The sequence below is a fragment of the Glutamicibacter uratoxydans genome, from assembly GCF_050753455.1.
Taxonomy (GTDB): Bacteria; Actinomycetota; Actinomycetes; order Actinomycetales; family Micrococcaceae; genus Glutamicibacter; species Glutamicibacter uratoxydans_A.
In genome coordinates this window covers 589,718-602,078 of record NZ_CP192736.1, presented here as the reverse complement: position 1 = coordinate 602,078, position 12,361 = coordinate 589,718, and the positions used below count along the sequence as shown (strand labels likewise).

The 12,361-nt window shown below is 56.7% G+C and carries 13 protein-coding genes; 2 read left to right on the top strand and 11 right to left on the bottom strand.

All coding sequences use genetic code 11. The features are described 5' to 3' along the window. Positions 1 to 2 precede the first annotated feature (2 nt). Positions 3 to 377, bottom strand: coding sequence for an ArsR/SmtB family transcription factor (locus ACQQZ8_RS02925; protein ID WP_431711220.1), 375 nt, complete (start codon positions 375 to 377; stop codon positions 3 to 5). 80 nt (positions 378 to 457) lie between these two features. Between ACQQZ8_RS02925 and ACQQZ8_RS02920 the strand changes: the two genes are divergently transcribed. Next, on the top strand, positions 458 to 1,057 hold the full coding sequence (locus ACQQZ8_RS02920) for a DNA-3-methyladenine glycosylase I (RefSeq protein WP_431711219.1): 600 nt from the start codon (positions 458 to 460) through the stop codon (positions 1,055 to 1,057). Between the two features lie 382 nt (positions 1,058 to 1,439). Here the strand turns inward: ACQQZ8_RS02920 and ACQQZ8_RS02915 are convergent, their stop codons facing one another. The 3 genes from ACQQZ8_RS02915 to ACQQZ8_RS02905 form a co-directional block, all read right to left on the bottom strand. After that, positions 1,440 to 2,294 carry a siderophore-interacting protein gene (locus ACQQZ8_RS02915; RefSeq protein WP_431711218.1) on the bottom strand — a complete coding sequence of 285 codons (855 nt, stop codon included), beginning with the start codon at positions 2,292 to 2,294 and terminating at the stop codon, positions 1,440 to 1,442. Between the two features lie 65 nt (positions 2,295 to 2,359). Beyond that, the gene (locus tag ACQQZ8_RS02910) at positions 2,360 to 2,830 is read right to left on the bottom strand and encodes an acyl-CoA thioesterase (RefSeq protein WP_431711217.1); all 471 of its coding nucleotides are present in this window, start codon (positions 2,828 to 2,830) and stop codon (positions 2,360 to 2,362) included. 3 nt (positions 2,831 to 2,833) lie between these two features. Next, on the bottom strand, positions 2,834 to 3,910 hold the full coding sequence (locus ACQQZ8_RS02905) for an App1 family protein (RefSeq protein WP_431711216.1): 1,077 nt from the start codon (positions 3,908 to 3,910) through the stop codon (positions 2,834 to 2,836). Between the two features lie 98 nt (positions 3,911 to 4,008). On the opposite strand from ACQQZ8_RS02905, the gene ACQQZ8_RS02900 reads away from it, so the two are divergent. Beyond that, the gene (locus ACQQZ8_RS02900) at positions 4,009 to 4,443 is read left to right on the top strand and encodes a pyridoxamine 5'-phosphate oxidase family protein (protein WP_431711215.1); all 435 of its coding nucleotides are present in this window, start codon (positions 4,009 to 4,011) and stop codon (positions 4,441 to 4,443) included. A 111-nt stretch (positions 4,444 to 4,554) separates the two neighbouring features. Here the strand turns inward: ACQQZ8_RS02900 and ACQQZ8_RS02895 are convergent, their stop codons facing one another. From ACQQZ8_RS02895 to ACQQZ8_RS02865, 7 genes are all read right to left on the bottom strand, one after another. Further along, complete coding sequence (locus tag ACQQZ8_RS02895; RefSeq protein ID WP_431711214.1) at positions 4,555 to 5,409, bottom strand: 3-hydroxyacyl-CoA dehydrogenase family protein; 855 nt, start codon at positions 5,407 to 5,409, stop codon at positions 4,555 to 4,557. Positions 5,410 to 5,421: 12 nt separating this feature from the next. Further along, positions 5,422 to 6,882 (bottom strand): aldehyde dehydrogenase family protein, encoded by a 1,461-nt coding sequence (locus ACQQZ8_RS02890; RefSeq protein WP_431711213.1) that lies wholly within the window; start codon positions 6,880 to 6,882, stop codon positions 5,422 to 5,424. 22 nt (positions 6,883 to 6,904) lie between these two features. Next, complete coding sequence (locus ACQQZ8_RS02885; protein ID WP_431711212.1) at positions 6,905 to 8,086, bottom strand: acyl-CoA dehydrogenase family protein; 1,182 nt, start codon at positions 8,084 to 8,086, stop codon at positions 6,905 to 6,907. A gap of 45 nt (positions 8,087 to 8,131) precedes the next feature. Beyond that, positions 8,132 to 9,277, bottom strand: a complete 1,146-nt coding sequence (locus tag ACQQZ8_RS02880) for a CaiB/BaiF CoA transferase family protein (protein ID WP_431711211.1) — start codon at positions 9,275 to 9,277, stop codon at positions 8,132 to 8,134. Positions 9,278 to 9,369: 92 nt separating this feature from the next. Continuing rightward, complete coding sequence (locus ACQQZ8_RS02875) at positions 9,370 to 10,104, bottom strand: GntR family transcriptional regulator (RefSeq protein ID WP_431711210.1); 735 nt, start codon at positions 10,102 to 10,104, stop codon at positions 9,370 to 9,372. A 104-nt stretch (positions 10,105 to 10,208) separates the two neighbouring features. After that, complete coding sequence (locus ACQQZ8_RS02870; protein WP_431711209.1) at positions 10,209 to 11,759, bottom strand: MFS transporter; 1,551 nt, start codon at positions 11,757 to 11,759, stop codon at positions 10,209 to 10,211. Next, the gene (locus ACQQZ8_RS02865; protein WP_431711208.1) at positions 11,756 to 12,244 is read right to left on the bottom strand and encodes a MarR family winged helix-turn-helix transcriptional regulator; all 489 of its coding nucleotides are present in this window, start codon (positions 12,242 to 12,244) and stop codon (positions 11,756 to 11,758) included. The genes ACQQZ8_RS02870 and ACQQZ8_RS02865 overlap by 4 nt, the downstream gene beginning before the upstream one ends. Positions 12,245 to 12,361: the final 117 nt, after the last annotated feature.

Sequence of the window (12,361 nt, the reverse complement as noted above, 5' to 3'; positions counted from 1 at the left end):
AGTTACCCCTGCCGTGTTAATTCAGCGGCGTGCTGATCCTGCCAGTGATGTTCAAGATTTTTGTCGGCCAGCAACGGTTCAGCCATCATGAGAATGTTCTCCAAGGCTTGCTGGTCACAGAGCGAGTAGAAACTTGAACGCCCCACCGCACGCACCTTGACTAAATTTCCATCACGCAGGCACGCAAGATGCGCGCTCACGGTACTTTGCGCCAGTCCGAGGTGTTCGGTCAATTCCCGAACTTTATGCTCACCGGTCCGTAAGTGCTGCAGAATCATCAACCGCATCGGATCCGCCAAGCAGTGAAAGAGCGCTGCTGCACGCTGTCGTCGGAGACGATCAGCGTTTTCATCGGCCTTTGACTCTATTATCGCCATATAACGATAATAGAGTGATCGGCAAGAATAATCGAGGTCGCGCGTCACACTTGAGTTTGAAGTGGTGCGAGGATGGGTTCATGGAGGATCTAGTCATCGGCCCCGACGGCCATGGACGCCCACTGTGGGCCACCGCAAGCCCCGAACTTCAGCATTACTACGACACCGAATGGGGGCTGCCAGTCACCGACGAGCGCGGCCTTTTCGAGCGACTGAGCCTTGAAGCCTTTCAGTCCGGACTGTCTTGGGCCACCATTTTGGCTAAGCGCGAGGCCTTCCGTCGAGCTTTTGCCAATTTCATCCCCGATAAGGTGGCCGTATTTGATGAGCAAGCCATCAAGCTGCTGATGCAGGATGCGGCGATTGTTCGCAATCAACGAAAAATCGAAGCGACGATCACCAATGCTCGCGCAACCGTAGACTTGCGCTCTAGGGGTGGGCTCAGCGATTTGATTTGGTCTTTCAAACCCGCCAACACCCCGCGGCCACAAAGCTTGGCAGAAATTCCAACAAGCAGCCCCGAGTCCATCGCCCTGGCGAAGGAGCTGAAGCGGCAGGGCTTTCGCTTCGTGGGACCCACGACCATGTATGCGCTCATGGAAGCGATTGGCATGGTAGACACCCACCTGATGCACTCACACCGGCGCGGCAGTTCGGGCATCTGGCCAGCTTCTGCCTGAGCACGCTTCACTCCCCCGGAACACACACAGAGGCATACCTCTGGCCTGAAGACCCGGTATGCCTCTGTGTATGTTTCGACTGACTGAGCAGGTCAGTCGTTCCCTTTTCCCTTACTTCACGCCGGCGAGACCGACCGTCAGTCGAGGACCACTACGAACCGCCGACTGACTTCGTGATCGAAATTCATCGACCGGAAGTTAGTTCCTTCCCCGACCACACACGGGGAAGGTTCTGAGATAAGCATACGTCAACAGACCCTAATTAAGTCAATGAGAGATAACGTAATTTGCGAAATATTTCTTTAGGTAAGTCTATGCTAAGAAAAATCCCCGAAACGCGTTGCGTTTCGGGGATTTTTAGCGAGCTATGCTAGGGCGAAAACTAGCCGCGCCCAGTAGGTTGCTCTTCAAAGATTTGGCCAACGCTGGATCGCTTCTCGGCCTGGAATTCATCTTCGGCCCGCCCGTAGGCCCAGTACGCCGACAGGGACAAGTCTCGGCGATCAACACCGCGCTCATCATGGAAATACTTACGCAAGCTCTTCATTACCTCGCGCTCACCATGGCAAAAGACTTGCACTCGCCCATCAGGCCATTCGGCCTCGCGGACCGCACCCTCAAGAACAGTTGCCTCAGGGGTGAATGGTGCGCCGCGGTGCAGCCATTGAATCTGCACGCCTGCAGGTGCCTGCAGCTCAATCTCATCATTCTGGTCATTGACCTCAATGATGACTCGGCCAACCATGTCCTCGGTCATTACCTCGAGGGAGGCGGCGATGGCCGGGATCGCGGTTTCATCACCTACGAGGAAGTGGTAATCAAATTCCGGCTTGGGCTGGTACATGCCACCGGGCCCACTAAAGCAGACGGTGTCACCGATTTGGGCGTCGCGTGCCCACGGGCCGGCCAGTCCTTGATCGCCGTGAACCACGAAGTCCACGTCAATGGTTTGCGCCTGCGTGTCGGCGCGCCTGACGGTGTAGGTGCGTCGCACTGGAAGATCCTCCCCCGGCAAGCTCTTGCGCAACTCATCTAAGTCATAAGGCGGTTGCAGGTTTAGTTCGGGTTTAGCGAACAGGATCTTGATGTAACGATCCGTCGCATCCTTATCCTGAAAATTGGCCATGCCAGGGCCGCCGAGTGTCAGCCGCACCAAATGTGCCGAGAGCTGCTCACGCCCCAGAACTTCAAGCACCACTTGTGGGCGCACCGGGCGACCAGAAACATTTTTGGCCACACAAACCACTCCTTGAAAATAAACTAGATATCTCTATCCTAATTCATTTGCGATAATTATCAGATTTAACGCTGGAAAACGGGTTTCGCTACAAACGGCTCCAGCCCCGCCCGCTCGGCTGCGCTCAATCTCATCACGCGTTCGGTATGCGTATCGAAAAATGCCAAGGTAGTGCTAGCGCGCACGCACACAAAATCCTCAACGGAGTCTCGGAATTCATAACAAATATCGAAGCTCGCCGGTTTGATATTAGCAATCCAAACATCCACATTGACCGGGACGTTGCGGTACTCCAACGGCCGGGAATACCGCACCCGATGTTCGACGACTAATATTTGCACTCCGGCAGGTACCGCCGAGAAGATATCGACCATGGGTTTGCCGCCGGGGGCGCCGGTACCTCCGGGTACCCCAAAACCGGCGATTCGTGCCTCTTCCATCAGTCGGATGAGGTTGACGTTATTGATATGCCCGTAGGCATCCATATCGCCCCACCGCATGGGCACCTGTACTCGCAGGGGAGCATAGTTGCTCATGGCTTATTTCCCTTCCGAATCTTGGCTTCCTAGAATTCCCATTTCCTCAAGCTTTGCAGCAATGCGGGAACCATCAGCCTCATAGACCCAGACAGTGTCCGGGGTCGACATCTGCAATTCGTCGGAGCGTCCACCGGCAAGTACCGCCTCGGAGGGCGTAAGTTGTCGAATCACAATGGCACGCACGTGCTGCGGGTAGCGTCTGGCGAACTCGGCATAGATGCTTGGGTCGTGTTGCCCATCATCTCCGATGAGCACCCATTGGATATGCGGAAACTCTTCGGCTAAACGGCGCAGTTGATCGACCTTATGCTTGACCCCGGAGCGGAACCACGAGCTCGTAGTTGGTCCCCAATCGGTGAGCAGTAGCGGGCCTCGTGGGTAAAGGTTCCGGGTAAGGAACCGGGTGAGGGTTTGGGCAACATTCCAGGCACCGGTCGACAGATACACGGTCGGGGTCTGCGCGTTTGCGTTGACCAGACGTTCCATCATCACGGCCATGCCCGGTGTCGGAACCCGGGCGTGTTCCGACAGGACGAAGGAGTTCCATGCCGCCAGTAGCGGGCGGGGCAGGGCGGTCACCACAACCGTATCGTCAACGTCGCAGATAACACCGGTGCGTTGCTCGTGACCGATCACCAACACTTCGGTGCTAACCGAATCCCCACCTTCCGGACGCAATTCAACTTCCTGCCATCCCGGAGCGAGGTTGACCGCCAGCTTTGCATCGACCACCCCGCCACGGTCGGCGACGACCTCAAAATTCTGACCCGCCACTTGGACGTTCACCTTACCGAACGGCAGGACCGGGGAAGTGAAGTTCTTGAATCCGCGGATCCCATCTTCGATCATTTGCGCCTTGTGTCGGCCGTTTTCGAAGGTGTCGGGCTTTGCCAGTACAGCACGGGCAAAAACTCTCACCCAGCCACCATCCGGACTGCTGTACCCGTAGCCAAGGTAAGGCATGATTAACGGATTGAGCCCCCGAGCGCGCGCCCGCCGTGCACGCGAGTGGTGCAAGAGATCTTCGAGTCGCGAGGCGATGTGATGCGCCGTGCCGTCGCTAGCAGCATGAGTCATGCTCCCAGTCTTTCACGTCTGGGCGATCACTAGCGTAAAGAGCAATATTATGTGTCGAAACGCTGGACTTTTTCTACACTACGTAGAAAGCTAGGGGTATGAGATATGAACATGAAAATGACTCGCCGGTTCTGCATCTGACCGATGAACAGTGCTGGGAATTGTTGACCCATAGCGCCCATGGTCGTATCGCCACCGTGGCCGCCGGCATGATCGACATCGTTCCGGTTAATTTCGCGGTCCACAATGGCCACATCTTTATTCGCACCGCACCGGGCAACAAACTCGCCGCCATGACCGTCAACGACTCGATCGCGTTCGAGGCCGATGGTGTTCTTTCCGATGAGGCGTGGAGCGTTGTGGTTCATGGCAAGGCAACCGTGCTCGAACACGAGAAGGAAATCGAAGAGGCTCGTCAGTCCGGGGTCACCCCGTGGGTCCCTACCTTGAAGGATGCGTGGATCCGGATCGAGGTCAGCCGCATCAGCGGTCGTCATTTCCATCTGGGTGCGCAACCCGAGGTTGTCGACTAAGCCGCTGGCTGAGCAATGTGCCGAAGCTCAACCGGTGTGGGGTTGCAAGTCAGCTGACTTGCGAACCCACACCGGTTGAGCTGCTAGGCACAGTACCACCAAGGGCTGAGCTTAGTAATCGTAGAAACCAGAACCGGTCTTGCGACCCAGATGACCGTCGCTCACCTTGAGCTTGATTAACTCGTGAGGCTTGTCCGCCTCATCACCGGTTTCGGCATAAGTTGCTTGGGCGATGAAATCTATGACGTCCAGCCCAACTAAGTCCATGAGTTCAAAAGGACCCATCGGATGTCCCAGCGCGGTGCGAGCCGTGGTGTCAATGTCTGGGATACTTGCCACCCCGGCCGCAGCTAGATCCAAAGCTTCGCGTTGCATGGCGCCCATTATCCGGTTGGCCACAAACCCCGGGATTTCCTTGTGCACAAGTACCGGTTCCTTGCCCAGACGCCGGACCACTTCCATGACTTTCTCGACAGTGTGGTCGCTGGTGTGCTGATTCCTGACCACTTCCACACATTTCATCACCAGCGCCGGGTTGAAGAAGTGCATATTACACACTTGCGCGGGTCGACCCGAAGCCTGCGCCACATGCGAGGAAGCCAGGGTGGAGGAATTGGTGGTCAAGATGGCGTGCGGCGGTGTCAACTGCCCCAACTGTTTGAAAATTTGCTGTTTGATCTCCAGTTTTTCGACTGCTGCTTCGATCACCAGATCGGCCGTTGTGGCTGAGGTACTCAAATCGGCGCTCGTCACTAGCCGTCGAATCGCCGCTTTAGCCTCATCCGCTGACAGCTTCCCCTTCGTGACGCGGGATGCCAACCAGCCTTCCAGCTCCGTGCGAGCAGCATCAAGGGCATTCTCGGCGATGTCGTTTAAGGTTGTTTCATAGCCTGCAAGAGCAGCTGCCATGGCGATTTGGCGGCCCATCGTTCCGGCGCCGATCACTAGGATTCGTTCAATACTCATCGGCTCACTCCTTTAAGCGCCACGCAAGTAGGTGGTAGTGGTGTGGGTATAAAATTCGCGTGCCGCGCCACCTTGTTCCTTCGGCCCATATCCGGAGAACTTTGCACCACCGAATGGCACGTGCGGATCTGCCCCGGCGGATTCCGAATTTACATGCAAGATACCTACATCCAGTTGTTCTTGTGCACGAAGTGCCGTACTGAGATCGCGGGTAAACAGGGCAAGAGCGAGACCGTACTGGCTGTCTTCGGCTGCCGCGAACGCGGCATCGATCCCAGAAACTCGCAGAACAGTGAGCACTGGGGCGAAAAACTCTTCGTGCCAGGCCGGATTCGCAGCCGCAACGCCAGCTTGCGGTAGTTCAAGAATGACCGGACCCATAAATCCTGGGGCATCCGGGGCCGACCCCCGATAACGTTCAATGGCACCGGCCGCAATCGCCTGCTCAATGCCATGTTGCACACCTACCCGGGACTTCTCATCGACCAGTGGCCCCATGTGCACCTGTGGGTCCAAAGGATCACCGGTGATCCAGTGATCCAACCTCGCATAGAGCAGGTCAAGAAATTCATCGGCGATCTGCTCATCGAGGATGAGTCGCGAGGTAGCGGTGCATTTTTGTCCCGTGGAACGGAAGGCTCCGAAAAGCACCTGTTCAACAGCGAGTTCTAGGTTTGCATCGGCCAGAACTACCGCGGCGTTCTTCCCACCCATTTCGGCTTGTACAGGGATTCCGCGCGCTGCCGCGGCTGCGCACAAGGAACGGCCTACCCCGGTGGACCCGGTAAAGGACACTCCAGCTAGCTCGGGCTGCGCCAGAATATCGTCCCCCAAGCGGCCCGGCCCGATCAGCAGGTTCAGTACCCCGGCAGGCAGCTGGGCAGCGGCGAAGGCCTCAACCAGCCGCAATGCGAGGAGTGGGACGAGACTGGCAGGCTTGAACACGACGGTATTGCCGTAAATGAGCGCCGGCGCAATTTTCCAGGCAGGAATAGCGATCGGGAAGTTGAATGGGGAAATGACTGCTACCACGCCCAGTGGCTTCTGCGTGACCAGGATCTGTTCACCAGCACGTGGTGAGTGGAAGACTGTTCCAGCTACGCGTTCGGGCTCCCCAGCGTAGTACTCCAGAATCTGTGCCGCCCGGGTGACCTCGCCAATCCCTTCAGGAAGCGTTTTTCCTTCTTCGCGGGATAGTTCTTCACCGATTGTTCTCACGTGTTCACGCAACCATGCCGCCGCGCGCTTCAAATACTCGGCTCGTGCGGTCATAGGCATCTGTGCCCACGAAGTCTGGGCCGAGCTTGCTGCGCTGAAAGCCTCTTGTACCTGGTCCTTGTCTGCGGCTGATCCTGTGGCCACCACCGTCTGAGGATCAGCAGCGGCATGGGAGGAAAGCGGGTTCGCATTTCCCGGAACCCACTGCCCCGCTAGGTATTGCCGCAGGGCTACGGGTTGATGTTGCAGATTCATCAGCAATTATCTCCTTTGGGCCTTAGCGGAAAGCTGGTACACCGGTGAGCTTATTGCCCAGAATCAGGGTGTGTACTTCGTCGGTCCCTTCGTAGGTGCGCACCGATTCGAGGTTATTCGCGTGCCGCAACGGCGAATAATCCAAGGTAATTCCGTTGCCTCCCAAGATGGTGCGAGCCTCGCGACAGATCGCAATCGCTTCACGGCAGTTATTCAGTTTGCCCACAGAGATCTGATGCAGGTCCAGGGTGCCAGCATCCTTCATCCGCCCAATATGCAATGCCAGTAGGTATCCTTTGTTGATTTCCAAGGCCATATCCACCAGCTTTTGCTGGGTCAGCTGGTAGCCAGCCAAAGGCTTATCGAATTGCATGCGTTCTTGGGAATATTTCAATGCCACTTCGAAGGAATCGCGTGCCGCACCCATGGCACCCCAGATAATCCCGTAACGGGCTTCATTGAGACAGGAGAAGGGACCCTTCAGTCCCACCACGTTCGGTAGTACCGCATCCGCGGGAAGTCGCAGATCGGTCAGTTCAATTTCGCATTGAATAGAGGCGCGCATGGAGAGTTTGGGTTCAATGGCGGTGGCTTTAAAGCCGGGTGTCTGGGTAGGGACCACAAAACCGCGGATGCCGCCCTCGGTTTGCGCCCAAATCACGGCCACCTGCGCCACATTAGCCAGCCCAATCCAGCGTTTGGTGCCATTGATGACCCAGTCATCACCGTCACGACGGGCAAAGGTGGTCATGCTGGAGGGGTCTGATCCTGCACTGGGTTCGGTCAGTCCGAAGCAACCGATCGCTTCCCCGGCAGCCATCTGGGGAAGCCATTGCTGTTTCTGTTCCTCGGAGCCGTGCTTGTAAATAGCACTCATGGCCAACGAACCTTGGACCGAAACGAAGGTGCGCAACCCAGAGTCGCCAGCTTCGAGCTCGCTGCCGGCCAACCCGTATTCGACGGCCGAACGCCCGGCGCAGCCGTAGCCTTCGAGGTGCATACCCAAGAGTCCAAGCTTCGCAAGCTCTGGAACAATTTCCAACGGAAACTGAGCATTTTCATACCAGCTGGCAATGTGTGGCTTGATGCTTTCGTTCACGAAACCACGAACCTTGTTGCGTAGCGCGATTTCTTCGGTCGAAAGCAATGAATCTAAGTTGATCAGATCAGCCGGATCTAGTTCGGTGCTTAGTGCGTTGTTCATGATAGTTCTCCTGATGGCTGTGAGTGAATACTGCTATGGGTGATCTCAGGCGTTGCTGGCGATCGGTAGAAGGTGCTGGTCGGCACCATGCTCTGGGGGGATGCTCCGGTACTGTGCTCCGGTGCGGGATAGACCGATGGGACTCGCGATCTGTGTGGTTTGTTCCCCGGTAGTCTGGTCTTCGATGGTAATGACCGGGTTCAATCCAAGTTCGTCGGCAAACTCGATAGCTTCACCCACGGTGTTGACTTTGCCTGCCGGGACTCCCACGTCCATCAGTGACTTTGCCCAGTATTCGGCGCTTTCACCGAGGGTGACGACTTCGATCAGTTTTTTGAGTTGTTCACGGTGTGCCACGCGTGCGCTGTTGTCACGGAACCGTGGATCAGCAGCCAGCTCGGGTATCTGAAGCTTCTCAACGAGTGCAGCAAATTGTCGGTCGTTGCCCACCGCAATGACCACGACCCCGTCTCTAGCTGCGAAGGTTTCATAGGGTGCGATGCTTGGATGCGCATTTCCCAACCGTTCGGGTGATTTCCCCGTAGCGAGGGTGCTACTGGACTGGTTGGTGAGTCCTGCCAGCAGCGAAGTCAGCAGGTTGATATTCACCAGCTGTCCGGAACCACTGGAATCGCGTTCACGTAGTGCCAGCAGGATCCCACTGACCGCATTTTGCGCGGCGAGGACATCCACTAGTGCGACGCCAACCTTACTGGGGGTACCCTGTGGTTCCCCCGTAATGCTCATCAACCCACCGACGGCTTGGACGAGCAGGTCAAACCCGGGAAGGTTCGCTCCTGCGGTGTCGCCGAAGCCGGAAATTGAACAATAAATGAGACGCGGGTTGATCTGGCTTAGCGACTGGTAGTCCAACCCAAATTTTGCAAGCACGCCGGGACGGAAGTTTTCGACCAGCACATCGGCTTCGGTCACAAGGTCTACGATGGCGCGGAGCTGATTCTGGTTGGCGAAGTCGGCAACCACCGCCTGCTTATTTCGGTTCACGGACCAGTAGTAGGTGCTGATCCCCTGCGTTGTGACCGGTGGCTTCCAACTTCGGGTCTCATCCCCGGCGGGGCTTTCAATCTTAATGACTTCGGCCCCAAAATCAGCCAATGTCATGGTGCACAATGGCCCGGCAAGAATGCGTGACAGGTCGAGGACCCGTATTCCTTCCAGCGGTTGACTCATCGGCAAACCTGCTCCCATACTCCAAGACTACTGTTACATGTTGCATGCAACAGTAGTTGAGAATGATCCAACAGACAAGACATTGGAAGAATTTAGTTCGCGGTAGCGCTTAACAGCAGCGCGTCGAGTCGATCAAGGAATCGTTGGGCATCCAGTCCCGGAGTACGCGCACAGACCGCACGGATCAACAGTTGCGCAGTGCGCATGACGTGGCTACGCATGGCATTTGCCGCTGCTAAGGGATCCCGATCAACGATGGCCTGCATCAGCTCATTGCGGTCGCCCGCTAAATCCTGACTTGTTCGGGCCTGTGGAATAGTAATTTGCCCATGAGTTAACACCAGGTTTCGCAACTCACTAATAAATCCGTCGAGTTTGGCGTTCCCTGCCAGAGCCAACAAATACAGGTGGAACTGCTTATCAGCTTCCAAGGTTGCCCGCCCATCTCCGGTTTGCCCCACCTCCAGAAGGCGCCGATGCAGGTCGGTCAAACGCGATACGTCGGCTTCCGAAGCGTTAAGAACACCCCGCGCAGCCGCCGGCGGCTCAATCATGAGGCGGATCTGAAAGACTTCAACGATGTCCTCCAGAGAAATTTGATTGACCCGCACACCGCGATTCTTGGCGACGGTGACAATGCCTTCTTTCTCCAGTAGCTGCAAGGCTTCTCGCACCGGCGTCCGTGAGACACCTAAGTCCTCGGCAATCCCGATCGCGGAGTAGTGTTGCTCGGGAACCATCTCACCGGCCACGATTGCGGCCCGGATACGCGCCGTCACCTGCTCGGTCAATGATTCCTTCGGTGCGATCGGTTGCATGCTACTCATAAGGGAAGCATATCTCGCCACAGGGAGCTATGGGCGCGTCCAGCGCGCAAATTCTGTCCATGTGCTGCACTGCTCTAGCGCCAGCTGGCTGGTGTCTCTTCCTGCTAAATCGTTCGGCGCAGCGGAACTTCCTTAATAAACAACACACAGAGCACCGCGACTGCGGCGACTGCGGCCGCCACCAAGAAGACAACGCCCGTCGCCTCACCGTAGGCGGCTTCCACGATCAATCGCACTGGTCCTGGCATCTGCGAGAGATTCAGGGAGTCACCCGAGCCAATGTTCACCAGATATTCCGGCCCAAGTTTCGCCACCCCCTTACTCACCAAATCAGCAACACCATTGGAGAGCATCGCACCTAGCACCGCGACTCCGGCAGAACCGCCCACTGACCTGAAGAACGCCACCGAGGAACTAGCTGAACCAATATCGGTGACCTTGACCGTGTTCTGCACCGACAACACAATGTTCTGCAACATGAAGCCCATACCGAGCCCGTTGAGGAACATCCCGAGTGCCAGCATCCAGTACTCGGTATCGTGATGCATGAAGCCCAGCAGGGTCAACCCAGCCACATTCAAGATGGAGCCCATTACCAAGAAGATCTTCCAGCGGCCGTAACGCGAGATCAGCTGGCCCGAGGACACCGATCCGATAAAGTTGCCAACGATCAGCGGCAGGGTCATCAACCCCGCCATCGTGGGGGTAGCTTCCCGGGCAATCTGGAAGTATTGACCAATGAAAGCTCCGGTGCCAAACATGCCTACACCGATGGCGATCGAGGCAATAATGGCCAGCGAGGTGGTGCGGGTGGCAATAATGCGTAGCGGCACAATCGGGTCCGGGACGCTGCTTTCAACCCACAGCAAAATGGCGGTCAGCAACAGTGCGCCACCGACCATAGAGTAGGTTTGCCACGAGTGCCAAGCAAAGTATTCAGGTTTGCCCACATAAGATACCCAGATCAGTAGCAGGCTGACGGCACCGGTGAGCAGAATTGCCCCTACCCAGTCGATATACACCGGGCGCTTAACGTGCACAATATGCAAGGTTCGGTGAATGAGCACCATCGAAAGCAGGCTGATGGGGATCCCGAAGAAGAATGTCCACCGCCACCCCAGCGGAGAGTCAACGATCAAGCCGCCCAACAACGGTCCGGCGGCAGTGGCCACGGCCATCACCGCGCCGAAGTACCCCGAGTACTTACCACGTTCCCGAGGCGGAATCACGGTACCGATCACCGCCATACCCATGGCAGTCAGCCCGCCCATCCCGATCCCCTGGATTACCCTGGCTCCCAGTAGCATCGGAATCGAAACCGCGAACCCGGCAAGCAATGACCCGGCGACAAATACCAAAATCCCGGACTGGAGAAGCTTCTTCTTGTCGAAGAGATCCGCCATCTTGCCCCAGATAGGGGTAGTTGCAGCATTAGCCAATAGGGCGGCACTAAGCACCCAGTTGAAGTCCGTTTGCGAGCCGCCCAAGGAGTCCATCATGGTCGGCAGTGCGATAGACACGATGGTGCTGGCCAACATGGCCGCAAAGAAGGAGGCCAACACGCCGGTAATGGAACGCAAGGTCTCACGGTAACTCATGACCGGAAGGTCTACGCGAGTCTGCCGTGGCTGAGATACTTCCATCTCGTCTTTCATTTAGCTTCCCCTCCCGTCGCTACTTCCGCGCCGCTCTTGGCTTCTTCGACGCCACGGCCCATCGCATCGTTCAATTCGTGGAGGATGGAGATGGCCTCATCTAACCGTTCATCGCTCCAGTCCGGGAGTAGCCGGGTCAATCGTTCTCCACGGATCCGGTCGCGTTCTTGGATCAGTGCTTCGCCCGTCTCGGTGACGGTCAACAATTGCCGCCTCGCATCAGTGCTGCAATTGACCCGCTGAACCAACGCCGCCGATTCTAACTCCGCGATGTGGCGGCTCATCACCCCGGGTCCGATACCGAGATAATGCGCCACCGCCGCGGCATGTATCGGCTGTTGCCGCAGCACAATTCGCAGGACGTGGTGGGCTGCGTTGGACACTGGAAAGCTCTCCGAGCCCAGTTGCGAGAAGACACGCAGGACCCGCGCACCCCGCGCCAACTCATCGAGTAGGTCCTCCACCCTCGATTTATTCGCTGGCATGCAAAGCCTCCAAATAGTTACACCTTGAAACAATTGCCTTGGTCAACCATATTTGCATTAGTTGCCCTAGTCAACCTTTTGCGTCAAGTTGGCGACTTCACGCACTAGGCTAAGGTC

What these genes read in the sequence shown, in the direction of transcription:
- ACQQZ8_RS02925 (WP_431711220.1), bottom strand. Translation starts at nt 377, where the DNA reads ATGGCGATAATAGAGTCAAAGGCCGATGAAAACGCTGATCGTCTCCGA.
- ACQQZ8_RS02920 (WP_431711219.1), top strand. Translation starts at nt 458, where the DNA reads ATGGAGGATCTAGTCATCGGCCCCGACGGCCATGGACGCCCACTGTGG.
- ACQQZ8_RS02910 (WP_431711217.1), bottom strand. Translation starts at nt 2,830, where the DNA reads ATGAGCAACTATGCTCCCCTGCGAGTACAGGTGCCCATGCGGTGGGGC.
- ACQQZ8_RS02905 (WP_431711216.1), bottom strand. Translation starts at nt 3,910, where the DNA reads ATGACTCATGCTGCTAGCGACGGCACGGCGCATCACATCGCCTCGCGA.
- ACQQZ8_RS02900 (WP_431711215.1), top strand. Translation starts at nt 4,009, where the DNA reads ATGAGATATGAACATGAAAATGACTCGCCGGTTCTGCATCTGACCGAT.
- ACQQZ8_RS02895 (WP_431711214.1), bottom strand. Translation starts at nt 5,409, where the DNA reads ATGAGTATTGAACGAATCCTAGTGATCGGCGCCGGAACGATGGGCCGC.
- ACQQZ8_RS02890 (WP_431711213.1), bottom strand. Translation starts at nt 6,882, where the DNA reads ATGAATCTGCAACATCAACCCGTAGCCCTGCGGCAATACCTAGCGGGG.
- ACQQZ8_RS02885 (WP_431711212.1), bottom strand. Translation starts at nt 8,086, where the DNA reads ATGAACAACGCACTAAGCACCGAACTAGATCCGGCTGATCTGATCAAC.
- ACQQZ8_RS02880 (WP_431711211.1), bottom strand. Translation starts at nt 9,277, where the DNA reads ATGAGTCAACCGCTGGAAGGAATACGGGTCCTCGACCTGTCACGCATT.
- ACQQZ8_RS02875 (WP_431711210.1), bottom strand. Translation starts at nt 10,104, where the DNA reads ATGAGTAGCATGCAACCGATCGCACCGAAGGAATCATTGACCGAGCAG.
- ACQQZ8_RS02870 (WP_431711209.1), bottom strand. Translation starts at nt 11,759, where the DNA reads ATGAAAGACGAGATGGAAGTATCTCAGCCACGGCAGACTCGCGTAGAC.
- ACQQZ8_RS02865 (WP_431711208.1), bottom strand. Translation starts at nt 12,244, where the DNA reads ATGCCAGCGAATAAATCGAGGGTGGAGGACCTACTCGATGAGTTGGCG.